Here is a 15,098-nt window from a genome sequence, read left to right as displayed (position 1 = left end):
TCGGTCTTGCTGTCTTGCGTTTCCGACTCTATCAGATCTTTCCGATCCGATTTCCTCGGTGCTTTCCAGGTTCCCGCTTTCGCGTTTCCCTTTCCGGCGGTTCCGACTCTATCAGATCCTTTCGGGCTCTGATTCCCCGTCAGAGGGGGTTGCCGTCCCGGCTGTTGGGCCGTTCCGACGAGGTGAGACTGTAGCGGATTCCCGGCGTCCGAAGCTAATCGGGGCCGCGTTCTTTTCGAACGTGGATTCCTCATTCTGCGAATACATCCACCGACATGACGACGACGCCGACAGTGCGACTGCTCGTCGTGAAGTGGTTGGTACTCGCGGAATCGCTGTCCGGGGACCGACCGGGGTCGGCGCTCACGTCGGACAACTCGGAGAACACTACGAGTGCGGGTGAGGGGTGTCAAATCCAGGGTCGAACGGCCTCCGGAGGCGTACGGTGAGGGGCGTGACGACACATACGTGTAGCCAGCTGTGGCGGGCCGCCTGACGGCGGCCGTTCGCACGTGTGCACTTCAACGGCCGCCGCTTCGGCGGCCGTTCTCGTATCTCCCTCCAGGAGGGGCGGCCGGCGGGTGGCGGCGGCCGCGACCAGGAGGTGGGAGAGATGACGAGAGTCTTCAGTGGGATCAAGCCGACCGGGCATCTGACGCTGGGGAACTACCTGGGAGCCATGCGGCGGTGGGCCGCGGACGACCAGTACCGGTCCGACGCGCTGTTCTGCGTGGTCGACCTGCACGCGCTGACCGTGGACCACGACCCGGCGCGGGTGCGCCGGCTCAGCCGGCAGTCGGCGTCGCTGTTGCTGGCGGCGGGACTCGACCCCGAGCAGTGCACCGTGTTCGTGCAGAGCCACGTCGACGAGCACGCCCGGCTGTCGTACGTACTGGAGTGCGTCGCGACCGACGGGGAGATGCGGCGGATGATCCAGTACAAGGAGAAGGCCGCGCGGGAACAGCGGCGGGGTGGGAGCGTGCGGCTGTCGCTGCTGACGTATCCCGTGCTGATGGCGGCGGACATCCTGGCGTACGGGACGGACGAGGTGCCGGTCGGGGACGACCAGACGCAGCACGTGGAGCTGGCGCGGGACCTCGCTGTGCGGTTCAACCAGCGGTACGGGCACACGTTCACGGTGCCCCGGGCGACCGGTCCGGCGGTGGCGGCCCGGGTGATGAATCTGCAGGATCCGGTCTCGAAGATGGGCAAGAGCGACGACGCCGGTCCGGGGATCGTCTATCTGCTGGACGAGCCGGATGTGGTGCGCAAGAAGGTCATGCGGGCCGTGACCGACAGCGGGCAGGACGTGGTGTACGACCGGGAGGAGCGGCCGGGGCTCGCGAATCTGCTGGAGATCCTGGCCGCCTGCGCGGGTGGGGATCCGGCGGAGCTGGCGGGGGCGTACGACTCGTACGGGGCGCTGAAGAAGGACACCGCCGAGGCCGTCGTCGAGGTGCTGCGGCCCGTGCAGGAGCGGCATCGGGCTCTGAGCGCGGACCCGGAGTACGTGGACGGCGTGCTGCGGGAGGGGGCGGAGCGCGCCCGGGGCATGGCACGGCCGACCGTGGACGCGGCCTACCGGGCGATCGGGTTGCTGGCGCCCGTGGACGCGTCCGGCCGGTAGGCCGTGCCCTGCCTTCCGTGTTCGTCAGTCCTTTGTGCCGGAGGCCAGCTCGCGGCTGCGGTCGCGGGCTGCCTCCAGCGCGGCGATGAGGGCGGCGCGCACGCCGTGGCTCTCCAGTTCGCGGATGGCGTTGATGGTGGTGCCGGCGGGGGACGTGACGTTCTCGCGGAGCTTGACCGGGTGTTCGCCGCTGTCGCGGAGCATCTTCGCGGCGCCGATCGCGGACTGGACGATCAGGTCGTGGGCCTTGTCGCGGGGCAGGCCGAGGAGGATGCCGGCGTCGGTCATGGCTTCGACCAGGTAGAAGAAGTACGCCGGGCCGGAGCCGGAGAGGGCGGTGCACGCGTCCTGCTGGGACTCGGGGACGCGGAGGGTCTTGCCGACGGCGCCGAAGATCTCCTCGGTGTGGGTCAGGTGAGCGGCGGTCGCGTGGGTGCCGGCGGAGATGACGGACATGGCCTCGTCGACGAGGGCCGGGGTGTTCGTCATGACGCGGACGACCGGGGTGCCGGGGGCCAGGCGTTCCTCGAAGAAGGAGGTGGGGATGCCGGCCGCGCCGCTGATGACCAGGCGGTCGGTGGGCACGTGCGGGGCGAGTTCGTCGAGGAGGGTGCCCATGTCCTGCGGTTTGACCGTGAGGATCAGGGTGTCGGCGGTCTTTGCCGCCTCGGCGTTGGTGACCGGGGTGACTCCGTGGCGGGCGCGGAGTTCGTCGGCCCGTTCCCGTCGGCGGGCCGTGACCAGGAGGTCGGTGGGGGCCCAGCCGGCTCCGATCATGCCGCTGAGCAGGGCTTCGCCGATCTTGCCGGTGCCGAGGACTGCGACTTTCTGGGTCATGGGGTTGGTGCCCTCCGGGGTGCGCGCGTCGTCCGGGGTCATCCTCGCATTGCGCATGCGGGTGGGGGTGTGTCGTCCAGTCCGCGGGACGCGGCGCCGGGGGGGCGGCCGGCCGGCCGGTGGATTTCGCCCCCGCCGACCCTTCCCGCCCCGTCCCTGGGGGCTGCGCCCCCAGGCCCCCGCTTCGGCCTTCGGCCTCGTCCTCAATCGCCGGACGGGCCATTAGTGCGTGCGGCGTTTGAGGGTGGCCGCGCCCAGGGTGAGGACCAGGAGGGCGCAGCCCGCGACGATCAGGGTGTCCCGTACGAACGCGGTGGTCATGTCGGTGTGGCGCAGGACCTCGTTCATGCCGTCGACCGCGTAGGACATCGGCAGGACGTCGGAGATCGCCTCCAGGGCGGGGTGCATGTCGGTGCGCGGGGTGAACAGGCCGCAGAGCAGGAGCTGGGGGAAGATCACCGCCGGCATGAACTGCACGGCCTGGAACTCGGAGGCCGCGAAGGCCGAGACGAAGAGGCCGAGGGCGGTGCCCAGGAGGGCGTCGAGCAGGGCGACCAGGAGGAGGAGCCAGGGGCTGCCGGTGACGTCCAGGCCCAGGAACCAGACCGCCAGGCCGGTGGCGAGGGCGGACTGGACGATGGCGAGGGCGCCGAAGGCGAGGGCGTAGCCGGCGATGAGATCGCCTTTGCCGAGCGGCATGGCGAGGAGGCGTTCGAGGGTGCCCGAGGTGCGCTCGCGCAGCGTCGCGATGGAGGTGACCAGGAACATCGTGATCAGCGGGAAGATGCCGAGGAGCGAGGCGCCGATGGTGTCGAAGGTGCGCGGGCTGCCGTCGAAGACGTAGCGCAGCAGGAGGAGCATCACGCACGGGATCAGCATCAGCAGGGCGATGGTGCGCGGGTCGTGGGCGAGTTGGCGCAGGACGCGGGCCGCGGTGGCGGTGGTGCGGATGGGGCTGAGGGCGCGGGTCGGGGCCACCGGGGAGAGGGGCGACTGCTGGTGGGGAGACGACTGGTGAGGCGACGGCTGGTGAGGTGCGGGGGCCGCGGGGGTGCTCATCGGGTGGTCTCCTTCGTACGGGCTGCCGCCGTGGCCTCGTCGACCAGGTGCAGGAAGGCTTCCTCGACGGTCTCGGAGCCGGTGCGGACGCGCAGTGCCTCCGGTGTGTCCTCGGCGAGGATCCGGCCGTCGCGCATGAGGAGCAGGCGGTGGCAGCGCTCGGCCTCGTCCATGACGTGGGAGGAGACGAGGAGGGTGGTGCCGCGGTCGGCGGCGAGGGAGTGGAAGAGGGCCCACAGGTCGCGGCGGAGTACGGGGTCCAGGCCGACCGTCGGTTCGTCGAGGACGAGGAGTTCGGGGGCGCCGAGCAGGGCCACGGCGAGGGAGACGCGGCTGCGCTGGCCGCCCGAGAGGTTGCCGGCCAGGGCGTCGGCGTGGGTGGTGAGGTCGACGTCGGCGACGGCCCGGGTGACGTCCTCGCGGCGGCGGTCGGCGGCGGCGCGGCCGGGGGCGAGGATCGCGGCGAAGTACGCGAGGTTCTGGCGGACGGTGAGGTCGTCGAAGACGGAGGGTGCCTGGGTGACGTAGCCGATGCGGGTGCGCAGGGTGGGGTGGCCCGCCGGGCGGCCGAGGACGTCCAGGGTGCCGGTGACCTTGGCCTGGGTGCCGGCGATCGCGCGCATGAGGGTCGACTTGCCGCAGCCGGAGGGGCCGAGGAGGCCGGTGATCCGGCCGCGCGGGACGGTGAAGGCGAGGTCGCGCAGGACGGTGCGGGGGCCTCGGACGACGTGGAGGTCCTCGGCGCGGACGGCGGGTGCGGCCGGGGTGCGGGTCTGTTCTCCGGGTGGCCGGGAGGAGGGGTTCCCCGTGTAATTCATCATGCGATGAATACTCCTCCCGGCCACCTGCGGCGTCAAGCCGCCGCGAGCAGGAGGTGGACGTCGTACGTCTCCTCGACGACGCCGCTCGGGAAGACCGCCAGGAGATGCCCGCGCTCCTCGGCCAGGAAGGCGGCGGCGCGCTCTTCGCCATCGGTCAGGAAGACCGAGTGGCTGCCGAGGTTGGCCAGGTGGGTGTCGACGGGGACGCGGCGGCTCCAGCGGACCACGCGGCGGGTGAAGTCGAGGCTTCCGGTGGGGTCGGCGGTACGGGCGTCGACGTCCCGTTGTCCGGCGGAGAGGTTCTGGTCGGCGAAGTGCCGGTCGACGCGCCGGGCCGACTCCGCGATCCACGCCACGTCGAGGGCGGCGGTGTTCCACCACAGGGCGAGCGCGCCGCCCGGCCGCAGCACGCGCAGCGCCTCCGGGACCGCGCGGGCGGGGTCGGTCCAGTGCCAGGACTGGGCGTAGGTGAGGAGGTCGGCGGTGTGGTCGGCCAGGGGGAGGGCGTTGCCGTTGCCGCGGACGACCGGCACGCCGGGGAGGGTGCGGCGGAACTCGGCGGCCATGCCGGCGCCGGGTTCCACGGCGACCACGCGGGCGCCGCGCTCGTGCAGGCGGGCGGTGGCGAGGCCCGTACCGGCGCCGACGTCCGCGACGCGGGAGCCCTTGAGGGGGCGGCCGGTCAGCTCCTCCAGCGCGTCGAAGAGGGCGGGCGGGTAGGAGGGGCGGGCGGCGGCGTACTGGGCCGCGGCGGCGTTGAAGGAGTGCGCTCGGGCGCTGTGGGTGGGCCGGGCTGCGGCGGGCGGGGTGGCGGCCGGGTCGTCCGGGGCCGCGGGCAGGGGCGTCGTCATACGGCCATGGTGGCCGAGGGAGCGCGACGCGCCGAAGGCCTTTCACCAGGGCCCCGTCGAACCAGGGCCCCGTTGGAAGGCCCGCCGGGGCCGGGGCCGGGCCGGACGGCGGCTCGGCCTCAGCGGCGGCGGCGCTTCTTCGACGGGTTGCCCGAGCGGCGGGTCGTGCGCTTCTCGTACTCCGCGCGGGCCTTTTCGTACTCCGCGCGGTGGAGCCGTTCGCCCGGGGCCTCGGTGAAGGTGCGGAAGAAGTAGGCGAGGAGGGAGCCGACGAAGCCGATGGCGAGCAGGCCGCGCAGGGAGGCCTGGCGGTCGGGGTCGGGGCGGCTGCTGAAGCCGGACCAGGTGTGGCGGAAGGCCAGGGCGCTGCAGACCGCGAACATCACGATCACCAGCAGCGAGACGAAGCTCCCGATCTCGGCGATCTGGAGGCCCTGGTAGGCGACGCGCAGCACGAGGCAGGCGGCGGCCGCGACGGCGAGGGAACCGGCGGCGAGGCCGGCCCGCCGGGCGGTGTAGCCGTGGTCGTGGTCCACCCAGGTCGTGCCGTAGAACCGGAGGGGTTCGGGGCGGGGGCCCGCGGGGACGTCCGGGATGCCGTTCTTGCCGTTCTCTGCGCTCACGGGTCGATTATGGCGCCGGGGTGCCACGGCCCCGTGAGGGGCCCGGCACCCCCGGGTCCGCGCGCGGTGCGGTCAGCCGCCCTGGCCGGCGCTGCCGATCGGGCCGACCTGCACCGCGGTGCCGGAGCCGTCCTCCGTGACGGGCAGCGAGGCCTTGCCCGGCCAGTCGAGGGTGACCGACTTGGTCTCGTTGGGCGGGGTCACCACCAGTCCCTCGACGCGGACGCCGGAGCCGCCCGAGTCGTTCTTCGGGTAGGTGACGCCGAAGAACACGTCCTCCCCGCTCTTCAGGACGACCGGGTCGGCCTCCTGACCGGTGCGCTCGGCGGAGACCCTCCCGTAGTTGGTCTTCAGGTCGACGCCCGCGTAACCCGTGAGCAGGCAGTCCTTGGCGCCGGCGTTCTTGAAGCCCACCACGACGGTTTCCTCCGGGTCGCCGCCGACGGTGCCGTCCGCCGCCGTGATCTCCAGGTGGTCGGTGAGGCACTTGGCGGTCTCGCTGTCCGTGCCGCTGCCCTTGCCGGAGCCGGAGCCGCCGTCCGAGGCGCCGTCGGAGCCGCCCCCGCCGACGGCGGTGTTCTCGCCGTCGGCGCTCTTCCCGTCGGTGTCCTTCCCGCCGGTGTCCTTCGCGCCGTTCGAGGAGGACGAACTGTTGGACGATCCGGTGGACTGTCCGTCCGCGTTGTCGCTGTCACCCTGGCAGGCCGTGAGCGAGAGGCCGGCGGCAACGGCCAGGGCGGCGATGGTGAGCTTGTGAACGCGCATCGTTCCTACCTCAGAGTCGGTTTGGCGTGCCGCCCGCCGGTACCGGTCGTCGGTACCGGCGGGCCTTTCTGATCACCAAGACCGGCTCGGCGCGGTACTCCGTTCCGTCCTGCACGCTCCCTGCACCGCCCTGAGACAGCGCTGTTACGGAGTCACGGACGCCCCACCCCTAGCAGCGGGGAGCCACGTAGCCGTCGCTGCCCGTCAGGACGTACGCGTCGGAGACGTACTGGCCGCCGCCGATGTTGTCCCAGACGTTCGAGGTGCCGTAGGGGCCCGTGACCCGCTCCCCCGGGCGCTGGCAGCCGATCGCGACCCTGGCGTCCTCGGACAGGACCCGCACGATCGAGTAGCTGGTGCCAGGACCGCTGCGCACGTTGAGGCGGTAGCCCGGCGCGACCGGGTAGGTGGCACGGGCCACGGCCGCCGCGACGGCCCCCTCGTCCTCGCCACCGGTGCTCTGGATCTGGTCGACGGACATGGTTGGACTCCCCCCGTTGGACCCCACGACGCTCGTGGGGCAGCGTTGATACCCCACGAACCAGCCGTGAAACACCAGTTCGCGACTCGCCCGGGAGGGTCGGCAGGCCGCCTCTGTCCCGTACGCCCCATCGACTAGGCTCCCAGCATCGCTCGCGCGAACGAACAGCACGGGGGTGGTTCCATGGCGCCGCAGCGGGATGCCGGAGCGGACGCGGAAGCGGAACTTCCGGAGTACGCCGGTCACTACCGGCTTCGGGCCCGGCTGGGCTCGGGCGGCATGGGCGTCGTGCATCTGGCCCGCAGCACCTCCGGGATGCGCGTGGCGGTGAAGGTCGTGCACGCGACGTACGCCAGGGACCCCGAGTTCAGGGGGCGGTTCCGGCAGGAGGTGGCCGCCGCCCGGCGGGTGAGCGGGGCCTTCACCGCGCCGGTCGTCGATGCCGACCCGGAGGCCGGACGGCCCTGGATGGCCACGCTGTTCATCCCCGGGCCGACGCTCGCCGAGCAGGTGAAGCGGAACGGGCCGATGGACGAGGCGCAGTTGCGGCGGCTGATGGCCGGGCTCGCCGAGGCGCTGCGCGACATCCACCGGGTCGGCGTCGTGCACCGGGATCTGAAGCCCAGCAACGTGCTGCTGGCCGAGGACGGCCCGAAGGTCATCGACTTCGGTATCTCCCGGCCCAAGGACAGCGAACTGCGGACCGAGACCGGGAAGTTGATCGGGACGCCGCCGTTCATGGCCCCCGAGCAGTTCCGGCGGCCCCGTGAAGTGGGGCCCGCGGCCGACGTGTTCGCCCTCGGCTCGCTGCTGGTGCACGCGGCGACCGGACGCGGTCCCTTCGACTCCGACAGCCCGTACGTCGTCGCCTACCAGGTCGTCCACGACGAGCCCGACCTGACCGGTGTGCCGGAGTCGCTGGCGCCGCTGGTGCTGCGGTGCCTGGCCAAGGAGCCCGGGGACCGGCCGACGCCGGACGAGCTGATGCGGGAGCTGCGGTCGGTGGCTGCGGCCTACGACACGCAGGTCTTCATACCGGCGCAGCGGACGCCGCCGGAGGACGGGCCCCACGCGGACGGCCTGTTGGAGGACCCTCCGGCGGACGGGCCGCGGGCGGCGGACCTGCCGGACCCCGCGTCCGGCCGGCGTCGGCGCGGGCGGACGGGCGGGAGGACGGGCCTGCGGGCGGGCCGCCAGCCGGGCCGGTTTGCGGGCCTGCGGCCGGGCCGACGTGCGGGCCGGCGGACGGCGCTGGTCGCCGGGGCGCTGTGTCTGGCCGTGGTCGGCTCGCTCGTCCTGGTCCAGGTGTTCGGCGACGACGCGGAACCGGCCGGGCGGACGGCCGCCGCGCGGAGCACGGCCGGCGCCTTCGCCGCGTGGGAGGCGGCTCCCGGGGCGGAGACGGGTACGGGCACGCCGCAGTGCGTGTACGGCGCCCGGAAGCTGCTGTGCGCGCTGCCCGGACTGGTCTTCGCCCTCGATCCGGCCGACGGCCGCACGCTGTGGCGGCACGAGACCGCGCCGGGGACGCGGAGCGAACCGCCGGCCCTGGCGGGCGGCCTCGTCCAGCCCTCCCTCGACCGGATCGGCGCCCTGGAGGGGCTGGACCCCGACACGGGCGCGCGCGTGTGGCGCGAGGACTCCTTCCGGTACGACGGCGTGCACGGTGTCGGCGGCATGCTGCTGCTCACCCGCGCCGACGGCACGGTCACCGGCGTGGACGCGTCGTCCGGCGAGAAGGTGTGGTCGCACCCGGTAGCGGGGCAGGCCGTGCCGTACTTCACCTCGTTCACCGGGGAGCCGCGCCCGTCGGCGTACGCGACGGCTCCGGTCGGGGACGGGAGCCGCACCGAGGTCACCGCGGTGGACCCGGCGACGGGGAACGTACGGTGGGCCAAGGAACTGGCGGGGTCGCTGACGCCGGTGGGGACCGCGGACGGCTCCGTGTACTTCACCGCCGACGGGGAGGCCTACGGCGACGCCAAGGCGGTGGTCCGTTACACGCCGGGGACCGGGGCCGTGCGCCGGACGGTGCTGTCCCTGCCGGTCGCGCAGGCGCAGACCGGGGTGCACGGGGACACGGTGTACCTGATGGGGGCGGGCGGCACGCTGGTGGCCGTGGACATGGCGGCGGGCGAGGAGGCGTGGCGGCTGGAGACGGGCGCGAGCCGGGGCTCGGTGCCCGCCGCCGACGACCGGCACGTGTACGTCACCGCCTCCGACGGCCGGCTCCTGGGCGTCGATGCCCGCAAGGGCAGGCTCCTCGGCCAGACCCGGCCGCGGCTGGGCGCCGAGTCCGACCGCGTCCCCGCCTCGCTGCCCGAGCCGGTGCTCGCGGGCGGCCACGTCTACGCGGGGGCGCCCGACGGGACGGTCTTCGGCGTGGCGGGGCGGGACCCGGCCGCCTGGTAGGCCGGGGCCCGCTTCAAGGGCGTCCCAGGGGTCAGCCCAGCTTGCCGACGTCGCGGACCGCGCCCTTGTCGGCGCTGGTGGCCATCGCGGCGTACGCCTTCAGGGCCGCGGAGACCTTGCGGTCGCGGTTCTTCGGGGCGTACACGCCGTTCAGGGCCTGCTTGCGGCGGGCCAGTTCGGCGTCGTCGACCAGCAGCTCGATGGAGCGGCCCGGGATGTCGATGCGGATGCGGTCGCCGTCCTCGACCAGGGCGATCGTGCCGCCGGCCGCCGCCTCGGGCGAGGCGTGGCCGATGGACAGGCCCGAGGTGCCGCCGGAGAAGCGGCCGTCGGTGACCAGGGCGCAGGCCTTGCCGAGGCCGCGGCCCTTCAGGTACGAGGTCGGGTAGAGCATCTCCTGCATGCCGGGGCCGCCCTTGGGGCCCTCGTAGCGGATGACGACGACGTCGCCCTCCTTGACCTGCTGGGTGAGGATCTTCTCGACGGCCTCCTCCTGCGACTCGCAGACGACCGCCGGGCCCTCGAAGGTCCAGATGGACTCGTCGACGCCGGCCGTCTTCACGACGCAGCCGTCCACGGCGAGGTTGCCGCGCAGGACCGCGAGGCCGCCGTCCTTGGAGTAGGCGTGCTCCACGGAGCGGATGCAGCCGCCCTCGGCGTCCTCGTCCAGGGAGTCCCAGCGCTCGGACTGGGAGAAGGCCTCCGCCGAGCGCACGCAGCCGGGAGCGGCGTGCCACAGCTCGACGGCCTCCTTCCCCGGGGAGCCGCCGCGCACGTCCCAGGTCTTCAGCCAGTCGGCCAGGGACGGGCTGTGCACGGAGTGGACGTCCTCGTTGAGCAGGCCGCCGCGGTGCAGTTCGCCGAGGAGGGCGGGGATGCCGCCCGCGCGGTGCACGTCCTCCATGTAGTACGTGCGGTCCTTGGCGACGTTGGGCGCGACCTTGGCGAGGCAGGGGACGCGGCGCGAGAGGGCGTCCATCTCGGTGAGGCCGTAGGGGACCTCCGCCTCCTGGGCGGCGGCCAGCAGGTGCAGGATCGTGTTGGTGGAGCCGCCCATCGCGATGTCGAGCGCCATGGCGTTCTCGAAGGCAGCGGGCGTGGCGATGTTGCGGGGCAGGACCGAGTCGTCGTCCTGCTCGTAGTAGCGGCGGGTCAGGTCCAGGACCGTGCGGGCGGCGTCCTCGTAGAGCGCCTTGCGGGCGGTGTGGGTGGCCAGGACCGAGCCGTTGCCGGGCAGGGAGAGGCCGATCGCCTCGGTGAGGCAGTTCATCGAGTTGGCGGTGAACATGCCGGAGCAGGAGCCGCAGGTCGGACAGGCGTTCTCCTCGATGCGGAGGATGTCCGCGTCGGAGATCTTGTCGTTGACCGCCTCCGACATCGCGTCGACCAGGTCCAGGGTGCGGACCGTGCCGTCGACCAGGGTGGCGCGGCCGGACTCCATCGGGCCGCCGGAGACGAAGACCGTCGGGATGTTCAGGCGCAGGGCCGCGTTGAGCATGCCCGGGGTGATCTTGTCGCAGTTGGAGATGCAGATCAGGGCGTCGGCGCAGTGGGCCTCGACCATGTACTCCACGCTGTCCGCGATCAGGTCGCGGGAGGGGAGGCTGTACAGCATGCCGCCGTGGCCCATGGCGATGCCGTCGTCGACGGCGATCGTGTTGAACTCGCGCGGGATGCCGCCGGCCGCGGTGACCGCCTCGCTGACGATGCGGCCGACCGGCGCGAGGTGCGTGTGGCCCGGCACGAACTCCGTGAAGCTGTTGGCGACCGCGACGACCGGCTTCCGTCCGATGTCCGCGCCGGGTACACCGGAGGCACGCATAAGGGCGCGGGCGCCCGCCATGTTGCGGCCGTGGGTGACTGTGCGGGACCTCAGTTCGGGCATCGTCGCTCGCTCCTTCGGAGAGTTATGACTGCCGTCGAGCGTACGCCGGTCATCCAGGGACCGGGACGGGGTGTCCGGAATGCGGGATGCGCGTCTCGCCGTACGGCGGTCGGGGGCTGCTCAAGGGGGCTGCTCATGGGCCCGTACGGGCCGGTCGGGGCCCGCTCAGGAGCCCGTACGACGGTCGGGGCTGTTCAGGGACCCGTGAGGTGGCCCTGTACGACCGGTGCCAGGCGGGCGACGATCTGCTCGGCGTCCGCCGAGGCCAGCGGTTCCACCTTGACCACGTACCGGAGCATCGCACACCCCACGAGCTGCGCCGCCGCCAGTTCGACGCGCAGTTCCGCGTCGGGCGGGTCCAGCTGCGCCGCGACCCGGTGCAGCACCTGGTCGGCGATGAGCCGGCGGAAGACGGCGGCGGCGGTCTCGTTGTTCACCGCGGAGCGCAGGATCGCCAGGAGGGGGGTCCGGGTCGCGGGGTTCTCCCAGACGCCGAGGATGAAGCGGGTCAGGCGCTCGCCGACCCCGGCCAGGGGGCCGTCGGCGATCGCTCCGGGGGCCTCCAGGGCGGGGGCGAAGGCGACCTCGACGGCCGCCGCGAAGACCTGCTCCTTGGTACCGAAGTAGTGGTGGACCAGCGCCGGGTCCACGCCCGCCGCCTTGGCGATGCCGCGTACGGACGTCTTCTCGTAGCCCCGCTCGGAGAACTCCTCGCGCGCCGTGGTGAGGATGCGGTCACGGGTGCCCGCGGACTCCGTACGGGGCGGGCGGCCCCGGCGACGGGTGGTGGCGCCGCCGGCGTCGCTCACCGGCGCTCCGGCTTCGCCGCTCACCGGCGCTCCGTCCGCGCCGCGGAGTGCTCGGCCGGGGGCACCGTCGGGCCCGAGGAGGCCGCCGAGGCCGCCGACGCCGCCAGGTGCAGGCGGGTGAAGGCCAGCGCCTCGGCGAGGTCGGCCTCGCGTTCGGCGCCGGACATCGCGCGCCGGGTGTTGACCTCGATGACGACGTGGCCGTCGAAGCCGGTGCGGGCGAGGCTCTCCAGGACCTCGGCGCAGGGCTGGCTGCCGCGGCCGGGGACGAGGTGCTCGTCCTTGGCGGAGCCCTTGCCGTCGGCGAGGTGGACGTGGCCGAGGCGGTCGCCCATGCGCTCGATCAGCTCGCGGGCGTCGGTGCGGGAGGTGGCCGCGTGGCTGAGGTCGATCGTGAAGTGCCGGTAGTCGTCCTTGGTGACGTCCCAGTCGGGGGCGTACGCCTGCATCTCGCGGTCGCGGTAGCGCCAGGGGTACATGTTCTCGACGGCGAAGCGGACGTCCGTCTCGTTCGCCATCCGCCAGATGCCGTCGACGAAGTCCCGCGCGTACTGGCGCTGCCAGCGGAACGGGGGGTGGACGACCACGGCGGACGCGCCGAGCTTCTCGGCGGCGGCGCGGGCGCGCTGGAGCTTGACCCAGGGGTCGGTGGACCAGACGCGCTGGGTGATGAGCAGGCACGGCGCGTGCACGGCGAGTATCGGCACGCGGTGGTAGTCGCTGAGTCTGCGCAGCGCCTCGATGTCCTGGCTGACCGGGTCCGTCCAGACCATGACCTCGACGCCGTCGTAGCCGAGGCGTGCGGCGATCTCGAAGGCCGTCGCCGTCGACTCCGGGTAGACGGAAGCCGTCGACAGGGCGACCTTCGCGTTCGGGATCCGGACCGCGTCCCTTGTCTTTGCCACGGGGGTCAGGGTACGGGGTGGGGCTGGGTGGGTGCGGGGGGCGTGATCGGGGGTGTGGTGAGTGCCACGCTGCTTCGGCGGGGATCGATACGGCCCCGCGCCCCTGCGGGGCGCTACACCGGGCCCATGTGGTCGAGTCGCCGGAGGATGACGCCCTCTCTGAGGGCCCAGGGGCAGATTTCCAGGTGCTCCACGTGGAAGAGGTCCATGGCCGCCTCGGCGACCAGGGCGCCGGCCAGGAGCTGGTTCGCGCGGCCCTCCGAGACGCCGGGGAGTTCGGCGCGCTCGGCGCCGGTCATGGCGGCGAGGCGGGGCACCCAGGCCTCCAGCGAGGTGTGCTTCAGCTCGCGCTGGACGTAGAGGCCGTCGGCGGAGCGGGCGGCGCCGGCGATGCGGGCCAGCTGCCGGAAGGTCTTGGAGGTGGCGACCACGTGGTCGGGGGCGCCCAGGCGGCTGAACTCGCCGACCGTGCGGGCGATCTCGGCGCGCACGTGGCGGCGTACCGCCCGGACGTCCTCCGGGGGCGGCGGGTCGCCCGGCAGCCGGGCCGCCGTCAGCCGCCCCGCGCCGAGCGGCAGCGACACGGCGGCGTCGGGTTCCTCGTCCATGCCGTACGCGATCTCCAGGGAGCCGCCGCCGATGTCGAGGACCAGGAGCCTGCCCGCGGACCAGCCGAACCAGCGGCGCACCGCGAGGAAGGTGAGCCGGGCCTCCTCGGCGCCGCTGAGGACGGTCAGCTCGACACCGGTCTCGGCCCGCACGCGGGCGAGGACGTCGTCGGCGTTGCTCGCCTCGCGCACGGCCGAGGTGGCGAACGGCAGCAGGTCCTCGACGCCCTTGTCCTCGGCGGCCTGCAGCGCCTCCTGGACGACCGCGACCAGCCGGTCGACGCCGTCGGGGCCGATCGCCCCGTCCTCGTCGAGGAGCTGGGCGAGGCGCAGTTCCACCTTGTGCGAGTGGGCGGGCAGCGGGCGCGCGCCGGGGTGCGCGTCCACCACCAGCAGATGCACCGTGTTCGAACCCACGTCGAGGACCCCGAGTCTCATGGAGGGAAACGCTACTGCGAACCGGAGGTGCGGCGGTGCCGTCGTACGGCTTCGGCGACTTACCCTGGATTCGTGCCAAAGACGAAAAAGGCGAAGGACGAGAAGTCGCCCAAGAAGGACAAGAGGCGCGTCATGGTCGGCGAGAAGGCCGCGAAGGCGAAGGGGGACGAGAAGGGTCTCGACTTCGCGCGCGCGTGGGTGGAGTTCCCGGACCCGGCGGACGACGAGCAGGTCTTCCGGTGCGACCTGACGTGGCTGACCTCCCGCTGGAACTGCATCTTCGGCAGCGGCTGCCAGGGCATCCAGGCGGGCCGCGCGGACGACGGGTGCTGCTCGCTGGGCGCGCACTTCTCCGACGAGGACGACGAGAAGCGGGTCGCCGAGCACGTGGCGAGACTCACTCCGGACGTCTGGCAGCACCACGCCGAGGGCACGCGGGGCGGATGGGTCTCCGAGGACGACGAGGGCTCGCGGCAGACGCGGCCGTTCCAGGGCTCGTGCATCTTCCAGAACCGGCCGGGGTTCGCCGGTGGTGCGGGCTGTTCGCTGCACATCCTGGCGCTGAAGGAGGGCCGGGAGCCGCTGGAGACCAAGCCGGACGTGTGCTGGCAGCTGCCGGTGCGGCGGACGTACGAGTGGATCGACCGGCCCGACGACACGCGCGTGCTCCAGGTGTCCATCGGTGAGTACGACCGGCGCGGCTGGGGCCCGGGCGGCCACGACCTGCACTGGTGGTGCACGTCGGCGACGTCGGCGCACGGTGCGGGCGACCCGGTGTACGTCTCCTACCGGCCGGAGCTGGTGGAGCTGATGGGCAAGGCGGGGTACGACCGGCTGGTCGAGCTGTGCGAGGAGCGGCTGGCGTCGCAGCTGCCGCTGGTGGCACCGCATCCGGCGGACCCGGCTCCTCGGTAAGGGACCTATCCGGCCGTGCCCGGGCCCGTCCTACGTCGTACCCGGGCCCGTCCTATGTCGTA

The 15,098-nt window shown here is 73.0% G+C and carries 14 protein-coding genes; 3 read left to right on the top strand and 11 right to left on the bottom strand.

Translation table 11 applies throughout. The annotated features are described in order from the left end of the window. Positions 1–613: 613 nt before the first annotated feature. Positions 614–1,627 (top strand): tryptophan--tRNA ligase, encoded by a 1,014-nt coding sequence (gene trpS, locus IG94_RS0136040; RefSeq protein ID WP_031047561.1) that lies wholly within the window; start codon positions 614–616, stop codon positions 1,625–1,627. 24 nt (positions 1,628–1,651) lie between these two features. Here the strand turns inward: trpS and proC are convergent, their stop codons facing one another. From proC to IG94_RS0136005, 7 genes are all read right to left on the bottom strand, one after another. Continuing rightward, entirely contained in the window at positions 1,652–2,464 is an 813-nt protein-coding gene (gene proC / locus IG94_RS0136035; protein WP_031047558.1) for a pyrroline-5-carboxylate reductase, read from the bottom strand. A gap of 222 nt (positions 2,465–2,686) precedes the next feature. Continuing rightward, positions 2,687–3,523, bottom strand: coding sequence for an ABC transporter permease (locus IG94_RS0136030; RefSeq protein WP_031047554.1), 837 nt, complete (start codon positions 3,521–3,523; stop codon positions 2,687–2,689). Next, positions 3,520–4,344, bottom strand: coding sequence for an ABC transporter ATP-binding protein (locus tag IG94_RS0136025; protein ID WP_031047551.1), 825 nt, complete (start codon positions 4,342–4,344; stop codon positions 3,520–3,522). Before IG94_RS0136025 ends, IG94_RS0136030 begins: the two co-directional genes overlap by 4 nt. A gap of 32 nt (positions 4,345–4,376) precedes the next feature. Next, positions 4,377–5,195 carry a class I SAM-dependent methyltransferase gene (locus IG94_RS0136020; protein WP_043485590.1) on the bottom strand — a complete coding sequence of 273 codons (819 nt, stop codon included), beginning with the start codon at positions 5,193–5,195 and terminating at the stop codon, positions 4,377–4,379. Positions 5,196–5,314: 119 nt separating this feature from the next. Further along, positions 5,315–5,818: a hypothetical protein gene (locus IG94_RS0136015; protein WP_031047545.1), complete on the bottom strand. Its 504-nt coding sequence runs from the start codon at positions 5,816–5,818 to the stop codon at positions 5,315–5,317. A 72-nt stretch (positions 5,819–5,890) separates the two neighbouring features. Next, positions 5,891–6,583, bottom strand: a complete 693-nt coding sequence (locus IG94_RS0136010; protein WP_031047543.1) for a DUF4232 domain-containing protein — start codon at positions 6,581–6,583, stop codon at positions 5,891–5,893. A 169-nt stretch (positions 6,584–6,752) separates the two neighbouring features. Further along, entirely contained in the window at positions 6,753–7,064 is a 312-nt protein-coding gene (locus IG94_RS0136005; RefSeq protein WP_031047541.1) for a hypothetical protein, read from the bottom strand. A 183-nt stretch (positions 7,065–7,247) separates the two neighbouring features. Between IG94_RS0136005 and IG94_RS0136000 the strand changes: the two genes are divergently transcribed. Beyond that, on the top strand, positions 7,248–9,476 hold the full coding sequence (locus tag IG94_RS0136000; protein WP_031047539.1) for a serine/threonine-protein kinase: 2,229 nt from the start codon (positions 7,248–7,250) through the stop codon (positions 9,474–9,476). A 31-nt stretch (positions 9,477–9,507) separates the two neighbouring features. Here the strand turns inward: IG94_RS0136000 and ilvD are convergent, their stop codons facing one another. The 4 genes from ilvD to IG94_RS0135980 all read right to left on the bottom strand — a co-directional run bounded on the left by ilvD (position 9,508) and on the right by IG94_RS0135980 (position 14,121). Next, positions 9,508–11,361: a dihydroxy-acid dehydratase gene (gene ilvD, locus IG94_RS0135995; protein WP_031047537.1), complete on the bottom strand. Its 1,854-nt coding sequence runs from the start codon at positions 11,359–11,361 to the stop codon at positions 9,508–9,510. 194 nt (positions 11,362–11,555) lie between these two features. Then, complete coding sequence (locus IG94_RS0135990) at positions 11,556–12,194, bottom strand: TetR/AcrR family transcriptional regulator (protein WP_224219849.1); 639 nt, start codon at positions 12,192–12,194, stop codon at positions 11,556–11,558. Next, complete coding sequence (locus tag IG94_RS0135985; RefSeq protein WP_037765952.1) at positions 12,191–13,075, bottom strand: sugar phosphate isomerase/epimerase family protein; 885 nt, start codon at positions 13,073–13,075, stop codon at positions 12,191–12,193. Before IG94_RS0135985 ends, IG94_RS0135990 begins: the two co-directional genes overlap by 4 nt. A 113-nt stretch (positions 13,076–13,188) precedes the next feature. Continuing rightward, a complete protein-coding gene (locus tag IG94_RS0135980; protein WP_031047532.1) occupies positions 13,189–14,121 on the bottom strand; it encodes a Ppx/GppA family phosphatase in 933 nt (310 codons plus the stop codon). A 72-nt stretch (positions 14,122–14,193) separates the two neighbouring features. Between IG94_RS0135980 and IG94_RS0135975 the strand changes: the two genes are divergently transcribed. Beyond that, positions 14,194–15,036: a DUF3109 family protein gene (locus IG94_RS0135975; RefSeq protein WP_031047530.1), complete on the top strand. Its 843-nt coding sequence runs from the start codon at positions 14,194–14,196 to the stop codon at positions 15,034–15,036. Positions 15,037–15,098 lie beyond the last annotated feature (62 nt).

Origin of the sequence: Streptomyces olivaceus (assembly GCF_000721235.1) — a bacterium.
In the GTDB taxonomy this organism is placed as follows: Bacteria; Actinomycetota; Actinomycetes; order Streptomycetales; family Streptomycetaceae; genus Streptomyces; species Streptomyces olivaceus.
This window is presented reverse-complemented; position numbering and strand designations above follow the sequence as displayed.

Excerpts from the sequence above, each read along its gene's own strand:
- IG94_RS0136000 (WP_031047539.1), top strand. The coding sequence starts at position 7,248 with ATGGCGCCGCAGCGGGATGCCGGAGCGGACGCGGAAGCGGAACTTCCG.
- trpS (WP_031047561.1), top strand. The coding sequence starts at position 614 with ATGACGAGAGTCTTCAGTGGGATCAAGCCGACCGGGCATCTGACGCTG.
- IG94_RS0135980 (WP_031047532.1), bottom strand. The coding sequence starts at position 14,121 with ATGAGACTCGGGGTCCTCGACGTGGGTTCGAACACGGTGCATCTGCTG.
- IG94_RS0136010 (WP_031047543.1), bottom strand. The coding sequence starts at position 6,583 with ATGCGCGTTCACAAGCTCACCATCGCCGCCCTGGCCGTTGCCGCCGGC.
- IG94_RS0136025 (WP_031047551.1), bottom strand. The coding sequence starts at position 4,344 with ATGATGAATTACACGGGGAACCCCTCCTCCCGGCCACCCGGAGAACAG.
- proC (WP_031047558.1), bottom strand. The coding sequence starts at position 2,464 with ATGACCCAGAAAGTCGCAGTCCTCGGCACCGGCAAGATCGGCGAAGCC.
- IG94_RS0136030 (WP_031047554.1), bottom strand. The coding sequence starts at position 3,523 with ATGAGCACCCCCGCGGCCCCCGCACCTCACCAGCCGTCGCCTCACCAG.
- IG94_RS0136005 (WP_031047541.1), bottom strand. The coding sequence starts at position 7,064 with ATGTCCGTCGACCAGATCCAGAGCACCGGTGGCGAGGACGAGGGGGCC.
- ilvD (WP_031047537.1), bottom strand. The coding sequence starts at position 11,361 with ATGCCCGAACTGAGGTCCCGCACAGTCACCCACGGCCGCAACATGGCG.
- IG94_RS0136020 (WP_043485590.1), bottom strand. The coding sequence starts at position 5,195 with ATGACGACGCCCCTGCCCGCGGCCCCGGACGACCCGGCCGCCACCCCG.